The organism is Sorangium sp. So ce448 (assembly GCF_051520915.1).
GTDB lineage: Bacteria > Myxococcota_A > Polyangia > Polyangiales > Polyangiaceae > Sorangium > Sorangium cellulosum_B.
This window is the reverse complement of sequence record NZ_CP150343.1, coordinates 6,227,376-6,242,295: the sequence shown is the minus strand read 5'-3', so window position 1 is coordinate 6,242,295 and position 14,920 is coordinate 6,227,376. Positions and strand designations below refer to the sequence as shown.

The following is a 14,920-nucleotide window of genomic DNA, read 5'->3' as shown; positions in this document are numbered from 1 at the left end:
TCACGCCGGCTCGTCCCGCTCGGGGTCGATGTGCACGAGCACCTCTGCGTCGGGCTCGATGGCGAGGATGGCGTCGCGCGCGCGGTCGCTGGTCGCGTGCGCGCGCGCGAGGGGGAGGTCGCCCGAGAGCTCGATGTGGACCTCCACGAACAGCGTGCGCCCGGCGATCCGCGTGCGCAGCCTGTGGTGGCCGAGGAGCTCGCCGCGCGCGCGCATGGCGTCGAGCGCGTCCGCGATGGCGTCGACGCGCTCCTCCGGGGCGCTCGTGTCGATGAGGTCGCGCACGCCGAGCCGGAGGAGGGTCCCCGCGGACGTGAGGACGTAGACGGCGACCGCGACCGAGAGGACGCCGTCGATGCGGGAGAAGCCCGTCGCGTACGTGAGGGCGACGCCGGAGAGGACCGCGAGGTTCGCGGCGATGTCGGTGCGGTAGTGGACGGCGTCGGCCTGGATGGCGCTCGATCCGGTGCGCGCGGCGACGCGGCCGAGGTAAGCCACGAGCGCCGCGGTGATGAGGGCGGCGGCGGCCATCGCGCCGAGCGTGACGGAGGCGAGGCGGAGCGGCTCGGGCGCGAGCAGCCGCCGGATCCCCTCGATGAGCAGGTAGACCCCCGAGCCGCCGATGAGCAGGCCCTGACCGGCGGTCGCGAGGGTCTCGATCTTCGCGTGGCCGAACGGGTGCGAGCGGTCGGGCGCGGCGTGGGCCAGCTGGATGGCGAGGGCGTTCGCCGAGGAGGCGAAGAGGTCCGTGAGCGAGTCGACGGCGCTCGCGGTCACGGCCATCGACTGGCCGAGCTGGCCGGCGACGAGCTTGCCGAGGGCGAGGCCGCCGGCGGTCAGCGCCGCGATGCGCCCGGCGCGCAGCGCGGCGCGGGCGCGGTCGCCAGGGTCGAGGCGGCGCTCGGCGGAGGGAGCGGCGCCGCGGTCGACGGCGCGGGCGGCGGGCGCAACGCCGGGGTCAGGGCGGGCGGCCAGGTCGGGGCGGGCTGCCGGGTCGGGGCGGGCTGCCGGGTCGGGGCGGGCGGCGCGGGCGGCAGGACGTGGTCCGCTCATGGCAGGGAGGCTACCCCGCCACGCCCTTGCCCGTCATGCGCGTGGCGGTCAGGATCACCCGAGCGGGGGCTCCGCCACGTCGCACGCGCCCCGACCGCGAGATCGTCGAACGGATGGCCCCGCAGCCCTCGGCGGCCGCATGCGTCCGCCCATTCACGTATTCACGTGGGCGTGCTCAAGCAGGCTGCCTCGGCATGGATCACCGTCCGAGATCAAGAAATCCGGAGTGCAGAGGAAGCGTTCATCGTGGAGCTCCCTTTGCGTCCCCCGGCGAACCGCAGGTCTCCGATCAACCACGGGACGGCCCTGGCCGAGTCGGCGGAGTACAAGCTGCTGAACGAGCTCATCGGCTGCCTCGCTCATGGGCTGTCTCACAAGGACACCGGCAGCTCGCGCGCGCGGGCCCGAAGGCGCTTGCGACGGAGAGGTCGCTCTCGATAGGTATGCCGAGACGCCCCCTGCGGCGCTCCGGGGGACCTGGGTGGCAGGGGGAGTGGGGGAGATCCGATGAGCAAGACACTCAAGAGACCCATCGAGACCCGGACCGGCATCCGCGTCGTGCAGGACGGCGACGTCGTGGAGACGTTCAACGTCGTTGGTGAGCGCATCCACCGCATCGAGAAGCCTGGCCGCATCCCCGGGGTCTTCGTGGCGCGCTGGTATGGCACGCCGCTCGACGAGGAGATGAAGGAGATCATCGGCGGTCATTTCTACGATGTCTTCCTGGAGTGCGGGGGCCCGCTCTGCCTCATCGACATACGCGACTGCAAGGCGAGCTGGGACGGCATCAACGACTGGCAGCGAGACGAGATCATGCCGAAGGCCTACGCGGCCGGGCTGAAGCGGGTCGCGACGCTCCTGCCCAGGGAGGCCGCGGAAGGCGCGGAGCAGGTCGTCGAGAACCACGAGTTCGCGGCCAGCCGGTTCGCGGAGGACGACGCGCACATCGCCGCGTTCTTCTCCGAGGAGGAGGCGCTGGCCTGGCTGCGCAGGGCCCACCCGCCGGGGGCGGCGTGAGCGCGGAGCCCGCGCGCGAGGCACCGGCATGACCGAGCGCGACACGCCGCGGGAGGGCGCGGCGCTCGAGGCCTTGCGGGGCGTGCTCGACGCGATCCGCGACGGCGTCCTCGTCTACAGGGGAACGGGCGATGTCGCGTTCGCGAACGCGAGGATCCGGGAGCTGCTCGGGGACGGCCTCGGCGGGCCGGAGGCGCTGGCGATGCGCGGGGGGGCGCTGGCGAGCGGGCACCCACTCGAGCCGCTCGGGCGGGCGTGGCCGGACGTGCTCGGCGGCGCGCGCAAGCGGTTCACCTGCCGCGCCGCGCGCGAGGACGGCCGCGCGGTCGACCTCGAGGTGCTCGCGCGCAAGGTGAGCGCCGCGGGCGAGGAGCTGATCCTCGTCGAGCTGCGCGATGTGACGCGGGAGAAGCAGGCCGAGCGGGCGCTCCTCGAGAGCAAGCGGCAGGCCGAGGGCGCGGTCCTCGTGCGCACCGAGGAGCTGCGGAGGAAGATGCGCCTCGTCGAGGAGCAGGAGCGGGCGCTGCTCGAGCTCTCCACGCCGGTGATCCAGGTCTGGGAAGGCGTGCTCGTCCTGCCGCTCGTCGGCGCCATCGACCACCGGCGATCGTCGCTCATCCTGGAGAGCCTGCTCGGCAGCGTCGTGGAGACCTCGTCGGACCGCGTGATCCTCGACGTGACGGGCGTGTCGGTCGCGGACGAGGTCGTCTCGGGCTACCTGCTCAAGGCCGTCCGCGCGGCGCGGCTGCTCGGCGCGGCGTGCTCGTTCGTGGGCATCTCGCCGGCCATGGCGCAGGCGCTCACGCGGCTCGGGCTCGACTGGTCCGGCGTGGAGACCTTCCGCGACCTGCGCGCGGGCCTGAAGGCCGCGATCGCCGACCGGCAGCGTGCCCCGGCCGCGGCGCGACGCGCAGCGAAGCCCGCCTGATCGCCGCGGCCGAGGCTCCGCGTCGCGGAGGCGGCGCCGCGCTACGCGACGGCGCGGTCCAGGTGGGCAGGCGCCCCGGCCCGCGACGGGCGGAGCTCGACCTTCACCCACCCGGCGTCTCGCCGATCGAAGGCCTTGTAGGCGTCGATCGCCGACTCCAGGGGCGCTTTCTTGGTGAGGATCGTGGTGGGATCCACCTGGCCGGTCTGCACGAGGTCCACGAGCTTCGGGATGTACTTCCTGTGATTGCAGTTGCCCATCTGGAGGGTGAGGTTCTTGTTCATGGCCTCTCCGATGGGGAACGTGCGCGACGTCTGCGGATAGACGCCGATGACGGCGATGGTCCCCGCCTTGGCGACGCACCGGACGGCCCACTGCAGCACCTGCGACGGCCCGTCGCCGGCGCGGAAGGCGTCGCCGGTCGTCCGCGCGTTGGGGGCGATCTGCTTGACCTCGAGGTCGAACGCCTTGGCCTGCTGCTTTGCCTCCTTGTGGGCGGGGCCTTCGTGCGGGCGCTCGGCGTCGACGCCCACGGCGTCGATCGCCCGGTCCACGCCGATGCCGCCGGTGAGGCGCAGGATGGCCTCGATCGGGTCCTCGGCGGAGAAGTCGACGGTCTCGGCGCCCTGCTCGCGCGCCATCTCGAGCCGGTCGGGCACGCGGTCGACGGCGAGGATGCGCCCCGCGCCCATGAGCTTGGCGCTCGCGATCGTGAACAGGCCGACGGGGCCGCAGCCGAAGATCGCGACCGTGTCGCCGGGCTTGATCTCGGCCAGCTCGGCGCCGAAGTACGCCGTCGGGAAGATGTCGGAGAGCAGGATGGCCTGGTCGTCGCTGACGCCGTTCGGCAGCTTGACGAGGCCGACGCCCGCGAAGGGGATGCGCGCGAGCTCGGCCTGCAGCCCGTCGAACGGGCCCGACATGGCGGGGCCGCCGAAGAACGCCGTGCCCGCGTGCTTGCCGTTCGGGTTCGCGTTGTCGCACTGGGCGTAGTACGCGGCGCGACAGTACGAGCAGTAGCCGCACGCGATCGTCGAGGGCACGACGACGCGATCGCCCTTCTTCAGGTTCCGCACGTCGGCGCCGAGCTCCTCGACGACGCCGACCGCCTCGTGGCCGAGGACGGTGCCCGGCACCATCCCCGGCATCGTGCCGCGGACGAAGTGGAGATCGGTCCCGCAGATGGCGCTCGCCGTGATCCGGACGATCGCGTCGGTCGGCTCCTTGATCTTCGGCTCCTTGACGTCGTCCATCCGGATGTCGCCGACGCCGTGAAACACTACCGCCTTCATGGGTTCTCGCTTTCTCCCTCGAGGGGCGGCGCGCCGGCCGGCCGAGAGGCACAGGCCGCCGCGCTCTGCAGAGATGGCCGAGGTTCTGGACGCCGCGTGTCCGTGCCGATCCCGTGCCAGCCTGCGCGTGCAGCCGCGGCGCGGAGCGCAGCAACCGGGGTGCCAGCGGGACATCGCCGGGAGATCCGGCTCCGGCGCGCTGCTCGCATCCGCGGCGCGCTGCGCCTCGGGCGGCGGGGCGATCGTGACAATCTGCCCCGTCCGGGGCCGCCCGCCGCGGGGGAGCCCGGTTATCCGGGCTCGCTGGCGTGAAAAGAGGGTCTCAGCCGCAGGCGGCCCACCTGGAAAGAGGTCAAGCGAGCCGCGCCGCTGGCCGCTCCCCGTGGCCGATACGGCCGCCGGACCGCCGTCGTGGCATCACCGCCGATCCGCCGCGCTCCCCCGCGCAGCAGCCGCGGCGTACCGCGCGAGCGCGCGCCGGACCGGGCCGCGGTCGGCGCCGCCGGCGCGCACCGGATCGGCCTCGCCGACCAGCACCGACAGCGCGCGCGCCTGCGTCGTCGCCGCGGCAGCGAGGGCGCGATCGCCGTTCCGCGCGGCGAGCGCCGAGAGCCGCCGCGCGACGCCGAGCGCCGCCGGCAGCGCGCCCGCCGCCACGTACGCGGCCGCGAGCTCCTGGAGCAGCTCGCCGTCGTCGCCGCGGAGCGCCGCCGCCGCTTCCAGGTCGGCGATCGCCTCCTCGCGCCGCCCCTCGCGCGACCGCAGCGCCGCCCGGGCGCGGTGGCCCTCGACGAAGCCGCTCACGTGGTCCAGCCCCACGGTGTACGCGCGCTCCGCCTCGCGCGGATCGCCCGCCCGCTCGTACAGCGCGCCCAGCCCGAGGTACGCCGGGCCGTAGGTCGCGTCGAAGCGGACCGCCTCCAGGTACCGCTGCAGCGCCACATCGGCCTCGCCGGCCGCGGCGCGGGCCTCGGCCTGGCGCGTCAGCTCGGCGGCCTGGGCCGTCGCCCAGCCGACCCCGTCCGCCCGGGCCGGCGCGGCCCCGTGCAGCAGCGCCGCGGCGAGCGAGGCGGCGGCGAGGGCGCGCGCTCGCGCGCTGTTTCGGGGGCGCGCGCCCCCCGCCTCTACGCACCGCGCCGCGCACACAGGGCCGAGCGTACCGGCGCCCGGCCCCTCGAGCAATCGGACGGCTGCTCCGGAAGGCAGCCGCCCGGCGCGAGTTCGCGTAGGATGCGCGCTCATGGGTGAGGATCTGCGCTTCCCGGACGGGTTCCTGTTCGGCACTGCCGCCTCCGCCACACAGGTCGAGGGGCACTGCGCGCAGAGCGACTGGGCCGCGTTCGCGCGTGAGCCGGGGCGCGTCCGCGGCGGCGATACGCCGGACGACGCGTGCGACCAGCTGCACCGCTTCCGCGAGGACGTCGCGCTCCAGGCGCGGCTCTGCATGGGGGCGCACCGGCTTTCCATCGAGTGGGCCCGCGTCGAGCGGGAGCCGGGCGAGTTCGATCCGGCCACGTGGGACCACTACCGGGACGTGCTCGGCGCGCACCGGGACGCCGGGATCACCCCGATGGTCACCGTCCATCACGTCACCCTGCCGCGCTGGGTCGCGCAGCGGGGCGGCCTGCTCTCGCTGGAGCTGCCGGCGCTCCTCTCGCGCTTCGCCGAGCGCGCCGTCGAGGCGCTCGGCGACCTGTGCCAGCTCTGGGTCACCATCAACGAGCCCAACATGCTCGCCCTGCAGGCCCACCTGCTCGGCGTCTGGCCGCCGGCGCGGAGCTCGCCCGTCGAGGCGGTGCGCGCCCACCAGAACCTCCTCCGCGCCCACGCCGCCATGTACCGCGCCATGCACGAGGCCGCGGGCCGGCGCGGGCACTCCATCTCGGTCGGCGTCGCGCACCACCTGCGCGTCATCGAGCCGGAGCGGTTCGGGCGGCTCGCCGATCGCATGTGGGCGGCCCTCTTCGAGCGGCTGTTCAACGACGCGTTCGCGCGCGCCGTCTGCGACAGCGGCCTGCACGACTTCTTCGGCGTGAACTACTACAGCCGCGACCTTGTCCGCTTCTCGGCGGCGCACGCGCGCGCGGGGTTCCTCCGGCGGCTCGTCCCCGAGGGGGCGGAGGTCAGCGATCTCGGCTGGGAGATCTACCCGGAGGGGCTCGGCTACGTGCTCGACGCCTGGTGGCCCCGCGCCCGGGTCCCGATCTACATCACGGAGAACGGCATCGCCGACGCCGACGACGACCAGCGCCCGCGGTTCCTCGTGCGGCACCTCGCGGAGGTCGCGCGGGCCATCGAGCGCGGCGTCGACGTGCGCGGGTACATGCACTGGTCGCTGCTCGACGGCTTCGAGTGGGCCGAGGGGTACGGCCCGCGCTTCGGGCTTGTCGAGGTCGACCGCGTGACCCAGGAGCGCAGCCCGCGGCCCAGCGCCGAGCTCTACGCCCGGATCGCGCGCGCGCGCAGCATCGAGGCAGACGGCCCGGGCGGCGCGCTTCGCTCTCGCGTCGCCGCGCCCGCGTGACGGGCGGCACCGGAAAGGCAGGATCGATGCGCATCGCGCTGCTCTACCCACCGCCCTGGAAGATCCCCGCGCCCGGGGAGGCGCTCGACACGAGCGGCGACGGCCCGCCGGCCGAGTACCGCGAGGGCGACCTCGACCCGGACTTCCACCAGACCCCGTACGGGCTCTTCTCGCTGGGCGCGCAGGCCCTCCGCGCGGGCCACCAGGTGAAGGTGCTGAACCTCTCGTCGTACCCGTTCTCGCAGGTCGAGCGGGTCGTGCGCGAGCTCGGCGCGGACGTGTTCGGCCTGTCGTGCTGGACCGCCAACCGGCGCGGCGTGGCGCTCACCGCCCGGTGCATCCGGCGGCTCCACCCCGGGGCGCACATCGTCGTCGGCGGGCCGCACGCGACCCCGCTCGCGGCCGAGATGCTGCGGCACCACCCCGAGATCGACACGGTGACGCTCGGCGAGAGCGAGCACTCGTTCCTCGAGCTCCTCGAGCGCCTCGAGGCCGGCCGGCCAGCGCTCGGCGTCCCCGGCACGGCCTACCGCGTCGACGGCCGGGTCGAGCTCGGCCCGCACCGGCCCGCGATCGAGGAGCTCGACGCGCTCGCGTCGCCGCACGACCACTTCGCCACGCACATCGTGATGACCTCGCGCGGCTGCGCCTGGGCGTGCACGTTCTGCGGCGCCGAGGCGACCTGGGGCCGCGGCTTCCGGGGCCAGTCGGTGCCCTACGTGCTCGACTCCATCGAGGCCGCCGTGGCGAAGCTGCCGGTGAAGATGGTCCAGATCAAGGACGACACCTTCACGACGAACCGCAAGCGCGTCATCGAGATCTGCCGCGGCATCCGCGATCGGAAGATCTCTTTCCTGTGGAGCTGCGACACGCGCGTCGACGTGCTCGGCGAGGAGCTGCTCCGCGAGATGCGCCTCGCCGGCTGCCAGCGCCTGAGCCTCGGCGTCGAGTCGGGCTCGCCGTCCATCCTGAAGAACATCGACAAGAAGATCACGGTCAAGAAGATCATCGAGTCGACAGAGCTCGCGAAGAAGTACGGGATCCAGGTCCGCTACTACATGATGCTGGGCAACCGCGGCGAGACGGCGGAGACGTTCCGGGAGACGCTCGCGTTCCTGGAGGCGGCGAGGCCGCACCAGTACATCTTCTCGTGCCTGTCCATCTACCCCGGCACGCGCGACTTCGACGACGCCGAGGCGGCCGGCTGGCTCCAGCGCGACGTCTATTTCCGCGGCGACTTCCAGGAGCTCAAGACGCCGTTCGACGCCTCGGAGGAGGACACGGCGCTGATGAGCGCCTGGTTCGAGCAGAACAAGGGGCTGCGCGAGCTCTACCGCGAGGGGGTGGGGGAGCGCAGGGCGATCCTCGAGCTCCTCGGCGATCACCACGCGGCGCACCTGGAGCTCGGCGTCGCCTACCTCGACGCGGGGCAGCTCGACCTCGCGGAGCGGCACGCCGCGCGCGCGCTGGAGCTCGGCCACCCGCTGCCGGGGCTCGCGCTCAACGCGCTCGCGTGCGTCGCGGCGGGCCGGCGCGACTGGCAGGCGATGCAGGACCACTTCACGGCGGCCGCGAAGCGCGATCCGCAGCACGCCGTGCTCATCCGCAACGTGCAGGCGGCGCGCGCGTGGTTCGCGAAGGGCGGGCCGGGCAAGGGGCTCCCGCTCGATCTCGTGGCGCGCTGCGACTTCCAGCTCCTGGAGCGGACGGCGCAGCCGGCGCTCCCGGGGCCGCTCCCGGAGGACTTCGCCGTGTGGCCGCAGGCCGTGGCGCGGCCGGCGCCGCCGCGCGCGGCCGAGGCCGCCGCCCGCGACGCAGCGGCGCAGCGCGGGCGGCTCCGGGTGCTGCCGTCGTAGGGCGGGGCGGCGCGGTGTCGTCGGCTGATGGCTGTTGAGACTGCTGCCTCGGCGTTCACAAGGCTCCTCGCTCCGACGGCCTCTCATCGCCCGCTCGGAACCGACTCGGAAGAGCGGATTTTCGCGCGAGTCGCCGTACCCGTTCCACCTCTATCTTCCCGAAGCGGGAGACTTGGTGCGTGGCCTTTGGGGAACGAGTCTCGCGACGAACTCAGCGGCGGCGCGGACGTGACGCGGTGGCCAAGATCGGGTACTTGTCTACCGATGCTCCCGAGCGATGCCCTGCCGAGCTCCGACGTTGCGCCGAATGCCCGTGCTCTTCTGCTCGCGGTGAAGGTGCGGTCATTCCGTGCCTTTCGCGATGAGGCGTCGTTCAATCTGCGTCCGTTGACCTTGCTGTATGGTCATAATCAGGCCGGCAAGAGCTCACTGCTTCGACTGATCAGCTTGATCGCGGACTCCCTTCATCCTGGCACGCCGGCTCTGGACCTCCAGAGCCCTTCGCTCCGCGGCGCCAGCTTTAAGGAACTCGGCTGGATGGGCCGCGCCCCTGCCTTCAGCCCATGGCTCAAGGTTCTTGCGTCAGCGACCACGCCGGCCCCGACACTTGTTCTTCAGTATGCCGATGACGGAGGTATGGTTGTCAATCAGGTGCAATTGATCCGTGGCGATGGTGACAAATTTGTCGTGTCTCTGGATAGCGATGTCCGCCGCGAGCCTGGGCGCACGAGCGCGCGTTACGCAGGCAAATATCGCGGCGCAGAGTGGAGCGGCATCCTATCATTCTCAAGGTTGCTCCCAGAAGGTCTCCCGGAGGAGGCGGCGGAGATTGCGCGCGAAGTGGACGCGGCGCTTCAGCCGATCATCCGAACCCAGTGGCTCCATGCGAATCGTCTTGCGGATGGCGCTCAAGATGCGAGGCAAAGGTACGGCGGTCAGGCGGACGGTTCCGACTTGGCCGCCAGGCTCAGCGAACCTCGATATCGAGCTGTCCTAGAAGAAGCATCGGCCTGGATCGCAGCGCATCCCGAACTTGGTAGTGAAGTCGCGCTGGACGTTGATAGCACGGGTCGGCCGCGCTTCATTCTCGGCTTCCCTGGCAGGGAGCGGCTGCCTCTCTATCTGGCCGGAGAGGGAATGCGCGCCTTACTGCCCATCTTGCTCTACGCCTGCTGGGCAGAGCGCGGGCATCGCGATAGGGATTCCAACGCACCGTCTCTACTCGCAATCGAGGAGCCGGAGGCGCATCTTCACCCGCACCTGCAAGTCGCTCTCTTCGAGCGCCTCCTCGCCACCGTCCGTGCAGGTGTGCCGGTGGTGCTCGAGACCCATTCCGTGTATGTGCTTCGCGCGATGCAGATAGCTGTGCTCCAAGGGCAGCTGGATCCCACGCAGGTCGGGCTTCACTGGGTTGGGCAGGACGACGACGGTGCCGCGTCCGTGACGCCGGTTGAAATCCGCACCGACGCAACGCTTTCGGGATGGCGGCCGCTCGCATTTGAGAAGGAGCAGGAACTCGCGCATCAAATTCTGGACCTCCGCTGGAAGCGTCAGGAGGCGACGTGATCATCTGGGTTGATGATCGCCTCTTTCAAGAGGGAGCGCGCGATGTGGATCGTCTCGCGTTGCTCCGTGGTGCCGCAATTCGGCGTCACACGTTGATTATTTCGAGTGAACCGACGGACCTACGAGCTGATCGGATATCACCGGGATTTGATAGCTGGAAGAATGGACTGCCAGAGCGGCTTCGCCGCGAGGTGGAGATCCTATGCCTGCGGCTCGAACTCGTGTCGGGTAACGCGACTGCACGGGGCGCAGAGCGCCTCCTGGTTTCGGGACGCGCACCTTTGACGGGCATCTACGGCTGTTGGGTCACAATGGAAGAGGCGGTCCGTGCGGTCGTCTTACCGACGTATGTGCTCGTGGAGAATGCGATCAACGATCGCGCCTTCCTGCGGCGTGCAATGCATCCAGCCTGGCGAGAACGCCTGGATACGTGGGAACGCGCCGGACTGCTCCGGTATGAGAACGGAGGAGGGAACTCGATGATGCGTGTGATCATTGAGTTTCATGGGAATAATGACAATGCCCGACAGGCGTTCGGGCTCCCGAGCGAGCTATGGCGCCTGGTGCATGTCATTGTGTACGATCACGATGGAATAGCTGCCGACTACCCCGGTAGTGAATCTGGTCGTGTCGAGCGAGCTTGTCGAGACGCCGGCCTCACGGATCGTAGCCATCGGTTACACCGCCGCGACCAAGAGCACTACTTGCCGCGGGAAGCGCTGGAGGAAATCGTGCAGCAGCGGGTGAGCAATGACGGCGACCGGGATAAGCTTATGATGGAGATTGCTGCCCACATGGCGAAAGGAGAGCGCCGGCATTTTGACTCCTTACCCAAATTCGCTGGGTTTAAGAACGCTTTCAACGAGCCGCTTGCCTGGCGCGAAGAATGGTTTCAGCGCGACGGCTCGTGGCCTGAGATGACCCTGCTTGCCGAGAAAATCGCTGCAGCCATCTAACCCGGAGATCCACCGTGCCGTTCTATGAGCGTCAACCGTACATCCAGGCTCTTCACCAGATCGTCAAAGAGGTGATGCGGGGCGACATCCGGATCCCACGCTTTCAACGCCCAGGGACCCTGACAACATGGCGACCCGAGCAGCGCGGTGATTTGTTGGATAGCCTTTACCGTGGCTTTCCGGTGGGGACGATTCTGCTCTGGTCCACTACTACGGCGATTCCGACGCACGACGTCGTTGGTGGATTCCGGGTGCCGCGACTGCAGGATCCTCGCGGTGTGCGACGGCTCTTGCTAGACGGGCATCAACGCCTCTCCACCCTCGTTCAGATACTCGGACCTGGGTTAGTTGCTGATCTCGCGAGCGAGGGGGCGCAGGTTGGCACGGCGCCGCCCGATAGCGACGAGCCGGCAGGTGCCGCGGAGCGATGGGTATTTGATTTAGATGCTGAGGATAAATCTGACAATAGCCGCGAGCGCTTTGTGCTGCTCAAGTCGGACCAACAACCGAAGCCGACCCAGGTGCCCCTCAACATTGTTTTGGATCGAACAACATTGAATCGTTGGATTCGGGGTGGGTTAATGGCCGATCCGCAGCGTCTCAATGAAGAGCAGAGTCTAGAAGCAGACCGTCTTCGTGATCGATTGCGCGAGTACTCCATGCCGGTGGCTGTTCTCGCTGCAGATTCGCTCAAAGAGGCGACAGAAAGTTTTAAGCGGATTAATTCCAGCGGCACGCCGATGAGCGACTTCCACATGGTTGCAGCCCTGGCATTTGATGAGAGGCACGATCCGCAGCAGCAGTTCGCCGAAGCACGCGCTGAGTACCTGGCCCCAATCGGCTGGACCGGTGTGTCCGACACCGACGTGCTTCGTGTCGCTGCCGGGATTGATGAGAAGAAGAACCCCGCGCAGATTGAGGTTGCCGAATTGGCCGATCGCCTTCGAAAGGACCGAGGATTGATCGAGCGCGCCTTTCAGGCAGTTGCTGGGGCAACGCAGCTCCTTCGTCGCTGCGGGGTGCTGGGTCCCGAGTCGCTTCCGTACACCTGGCAGTTGATCACTCTAGCCGTGCACCTCGGGCGGGCCAGCGCGCATGAGGCGCCCTCCTCATTTGATGAAGCGTTCGCTCCCGCAGCAGAGCGGTGGTTCTGGCTCACCACCTATGGAGAGGTATTTGCCGGGGTGAATTCGGCTGTAGTCGATCGAAGCCTTAGTGCCTTGAGCGATATGCTCGGCGGGAAACCGTGGACCAGGATGGAGCGCGATGTCTCCCGTCAAGTGCGCCCATTGGATGGTTTTGATTTTCGCACCGCCCGCTCCAAGGCATGCGCCCTATCAATGGCTCGTATTCAAGATGCCTGGCGACTGGATGGTCCTGCTCATCAAGCGTTGACGAAGGGCGTCGAATCTATGCAACTTCTCCTGCCTCGTGGGAAGCGGTCGCGGTTCTGGCATCTCACTATCGTAACTCCGGAGCAGAGCGTGTCGCAAATCCGAGATGCACTCAGGCGCCGCGATCGCGGTGAGAACCCGGAACCTGGTGATCGCGAATTGCTAGAACGACTCGGCGTAGAGGCGAACGACACTGGGTCCCTGGAGGATTTGCTTATCATCCGACGCGACCGCCTGCTGGGGGTTGAACGCTCGTTCGTGGAGAATCTGGGGCTTTCGTGGGCTCAAATCGGGTAAACGCGATTGCATTATCTTAAGTATCACTGCGTCGCTGTTCGGTTGGCTGAGGTGGTCTAGGCGCTTTGTGGTGCTCTGTATTGGGAATACGGATTTGTGTGCTGCGAGCGAGCTGTGCTTTGCTTTGCTTTGATAGAGATGTGCGAGAGTGAATCGACGAATAATGTTTGTGTGTTACTTGTGATGAGCGATTGTTGTTTGTGTGAGGCTGCCATTGTTTTAGATGGCAGCGTGAATCCCTCGCGGCGCGAGGATGGCTAAGTCGCGAAGAGCCGCCGGAGGGCTGAGCTCCCAATCGTTGGGGTGAGAATGTTTGAGTATGCGTGACGGGTTCATTGAGCTTGTCGGTTGCTGCTCTCGCTTAACTAATATGAGCAGTGTCGAAATTTGTACTCAGGCCCAAGCAGCCGAGTTGTCATTTGGCATCCGGGCGCGCAGGGGCTACGTTGCGGACGTCATGTTTTCTTTGCTGCGCACGGCTCAGGCCGCGGGACCGCGCGTTGCGGTTGAGTCCGTCGGGCAGGCGTGAGGTACGCTCCACCCCGGTTCCTCCGGCCCTCCCGGCGTGCTACCCGCCCTTTCATGTCGACGAGCACAGACCACGGCCGCCCCGGCGCCGGTCCGGATCCGGCGGCGGACCCGCCTCTCCAGGGCGCGAAGGCGCCGAGCCACGCCGAGCGCTGCCGCACGCTGGCGCAGCGGGCCCGCGCCGCCACGCTGTGCACGCTGGCGCGGGATCCCGCCGGCTATCCGTACGGCTCGCTCGTCGCCGTCACCGTGGACGCGCACGGGCGCCCGCTGCTGCTGCTCTCGGCGCTCGCCGAGCACACAGGCAACCTCAAGGTCCGCGCCGAGGCGTCGCTGCTCCTCGCCGAGCCCGCCGAGCGCCTGGCCGACCCGCTCGCGCTCGGCCGGATGACCCTGATCGGCCCGTGCCGCCCCCTCGAAGGCGCGGAGGCGGCCGCCGCCCGGACGAGCTTCCTCGCGACGCACCCGCGTGCGTCGTACTACGTCGATTTCACGGACTTTTCTTTCTACCGGCTCGACCCGGTGTCGATCCGCTACGTCGGCGGCTTCGGCCGCATGTCCTGGGTCGAGGCCGACGCGTACGCGGCCGCCGAGCCGGATCCGCTCGCGGCCGACGCCGCGGGCATCCTCGAGCACATGAACACCGATCACGCCGATGCCGTCCTCGCGTACGCCAAGGTCCTCGCCGGCATCAAGGACGCCACCGGCGCCACGATGACGTCGGTCGATCGTTACGGCTTCGAGCTCGACGTCATCACGCCGGCGGGGCCGAAGGCGACGCGCCTCCCGTTCGACGCGCCGGTCTCGACGACCGACGAGGTGCGGAAGGCGATGGTGGCGCTGGTCCGCGAGGCGCGCGGCCATACCGCCTAGCGGCGCGCCGCGCGGGCGCGCCCTGCCGCAGCCGGCGCGGGTGAGGCCGCCGTCCGCCATGGCGGCGCCAGCCCCGAAGCGCGCTCCTCTCTGCCAAGACGACGCTGATTCCGCCGCTCCGGCCCATGGCACGCGATCTGCCGAGATCGCGCCGCATGGGAGACGCCGACATCACGTTGCGCCACATCGCCCGACGGTTTCCTGACGATCTGGCGTGCGTCTTTGTCCCCGAGGACAGGTCGGTCGAGGTACTCGGCTGGATCGACACCCAGGTCACGAAGCTCGAGCGACGCCTCGACAAGGCGCTGCGCCTGCGCGTCGGCGCCGAGCTGCGCGTGCTGCATGTCGAGTTCTGCTTCGCGTTGCGCGACGACGTGCCCGACCAGATGTTCGAGTACCTCGGCTTCCTCTTCTCCGCGCTCCGGCGCGAGGCTCCCGGGGCGCCGGTGCCGCCGATCGAGAGCGTCGCCGTGGTCCTCTCGGGTCGCAGGCGGCGTCTGCCCGCGACAGGGAAGCGCCGTACGTCCTGGCGGGGGCGGCGGTTCAGCGGCACGCACTTTCGTGTCGACGTAGCGTATCCGTTCGGCGACCTGCATGCTGTCCTGAGGCCCAAACGCTGCGTAAAACCCTGCGCCG

Annotated in this window: 12 protein-coding genes; 8 read left to right on the top strand and 4 right to left on the bottom strand. The window is 69.4% G+C overall.

The window, feature by feature from the left end:
• On the bottom strand, positions 1–1,053 hold the full coding sequence (locus tag WMF45_RS23510; protein ID WP_437719081.1) for a cation diffusion facilitator family transporter: 1,053 nt from the start codon (positions 1,051–1,053) through the stop codon (positions 1–3).
• A 507-nt stretch (positions 1,054–1,560) separates the two neighbouring features.
• Here WMF45_RS23510 and WMF45_RS23505 point away from each other — a divergent pair.
• Entirely contained in the window at positions 1,561–2,070 is a 510-nt protein-coding gene (locus tag WMF45_RS23505; RefSeq protein ID WP_437719080.1) for a hypothetical protein, read from the top strand.
• Positions 2,071–2,098: 28 nt separating this feature from the next.
• A complete protein-coding gene (locus WMF45_RS23500) occupies positions 2,099–2,998 on the top strand; it encodes an STAS domain-containing protein (RefSeq protein WP_437719079.1) in 900 nt (299 codons plus the stop codon).
• A gap of 41 nt (positions 2,999–3,039) precedes the next feature.
• Here WMF45_RS23500 and WMF45_RS23495 read toward each other — a convergent pair whose 3' ends face one another.
• Together WMF45_RS23495 and WMF45_RS23490 are read right to left on the bottom strand one after the other, a co-directional pair.
• Positions 3,040–4,290: a zinc-dependent alcohol dehydrogenase gene (locus tag WMF45_RS23495; RefSeq protein WP_437719078.1), complete on the bottom strand. Its 1,251-nt coding sequence runs from the start codon at positions 4,288–4,290 to the stop codon at positions 3,040–3,042.
• 417 nt (positions 4,291–4,707) lie between these two features.
• On the bottom strand, positions 4,708–5,532 hold the full coding sequence (locus WMF45_RS23490) for a tetratricopeptide repeat protein (protein WP_437719077.1): 825 nt from the start codon (positions 5,530–5,532) through the stop codon (positions 4,708–4,710).
• Here WMF45_RS23490 and WMF45_RS23485 point away from each other — a divergent pair.
• From WMF45_RS23485 to WMF45_RS23460, 6 genes are all read left to right on the top strand, one after another.
• The gene (locus tag WMF45_RS23485; RefSeq protein WP_437719076.1) at positions 5,531–6,814 is read left to right on the top strand and encodes a glycoside hydrolase family 1 protein; all 1,284 of its coding nucleotides are present in this window, start codon (positions 5,531–5,533) and stop codon (positions 6,812–6,814) included. The genes WMF45_RS23490 and WMF45_RS23485 overlap by 2 nt on opposite strands.
• 26 nt (positions 6,815–6,840) lie before the next feature.
• On the top strand, positions 6,841–8,670 hold the full coding sequence (locus tag WMF45_RS23480) for a radical SAM protein (protein WP_437719075.1): 1,830 nt from the start codon (positions 6,841–6,843) through the stop codon (positions 8,668–8,670).
• Between the two features lie 264 nt (positions 8,671–8,934).
• Positions 8,935–10,236, top strand: a complete 1,302-nt coding sequence (locus WMF45_RS23475) for an AAA family ATPase (protein WP_437719074.1) — start codon at positions 8,935–8,937, stop codon at positions 10,234–10,236.
• Positions 10,233–11,192 carry a hypothetical protein gene (locus WMF45_RS23470; RefSeq protein ID WP_437719073.1) on the top strand — a complete coding sequence of 320 codons (960 nt, stop codon included), beginning with the start codon at positions 10,233–10,235 and terminating at the stop codon, positions 11,190–11,192. The genes WMF45_RS23475 and WMF45_RS23470 overlap by 4 nt, the downstream gene beginning before the upstream one ends.
• Positions 11,193–11,206: 14 nt before the next feature.
• The gene (locus WMF45_RS23465) at positions 11,207–12,883 is read left to right on the top strand and encodes a DUF262 domain-containing protein (protein WP_437719072.1); all 1,677 of its coding nucleotides are present in this window, start codon (positions 11,207–11,209) and stop codon (positions 12,881–12,883) included.
• Positions 12,884–13,465: 582 nt separating this feature from the next.
• A complete protein-coding gene (locus WMF45_RS23460) occupies positions 13,466–14,284 on the top strand; it encodes a HugZ family protein (RefSeq protein WP_437719071.1) in 819 nt (272 codons plus the stop codon).
• Here the strand turns inward: WMF45_RS23460 and WMF45_RS23455 are convergent.
• On the bottom strand, positions 14,281–14,880 hold the full coding sequence (locus WMF45_RS23455) for a hypothetical protein (RefSeq protein WP_437719070.1): 600 nt from the start codon (positions 14,878–14,880) through the stop codon (positions 14,281–14,283). The two genes, WMF45_RS23460 and WMF45_RS23455, sit on opposite strands and share 4 nt — an antisense overlap.
• Between the last annotated feature and the right edge of the window lie 40 nt (positions 14,881–14,920).

Coding starts and splice junctions, on each gene's coding strand:
- WMF45_RS23510 (WP_437719081.1), bottom strand. CDS start 1,053: ATGAGCGGACCACGTCCTGCCGCCCGCGCCGCCCGCCCCGACCCGGCA.
- WMF45_RS23485 (WP_437719076.1), top strand. CDS start 5,531: ATGGGTGAGGATCTGCGCTTCCCGGACGGGTTCCTGTTCGGCACTGCC.
- WMF45_RS23460 (WP_437719071.1), top strand. CDS start 13,466: ATGTCGACGAGCACAGACCACGGCCGCCCCGGCGCCGGTCCGGATCCG.
- WMF45_RS23505 (WP_437719080.1), top strand. CDS start 1,561: ATGAGCAAGACACTCAAGAGACCCATCGAGACCCGGACCGGCATCCGC.
- WMF45_RS23490 (WP_437719077.1), bottom strand. CDS start 5,532: ATGAGCGCGCATCCTACGCGAACTCGCGCCGGGCGGCTGCCTTCCGGA.
- WMF45_RS23475 (WP_437719074.1), top strand. CDS start 8,935: ATGCTCCCGAGCGATGCCCTGCCGAGCTCCGACGTTGCGCCGAATGCC.
- WMF45_RS23480 (WP_437719075.1), top strand. CDS start 6,841: ATGCGCATCGCGCTGCTCTACCCACCGCCCTGGAAGATCCCCGCGCCC.
- WMF45_RS23455 (WP_437719070.1), bottom strand. CDS start 14,880: ATGCAGGTCGCCGAACGGATACGCTACGTCGACACGAAAGTGCGTGCC.
- WMF45_RS23495 (WP_437719078.1), bottom strand. CDS start 4,290: ATGAAGGCGGTAGTGTTTCACGGCGTCGGCGACATCCGGATGGACGAC.
- WMF45_RS23500 (WP_437719079.1), top strand. CDS start 2,099: ATGACCGAGCGCGACACGCCGCGGGAGGGCGCGGCGCTCGAGGCCTTG.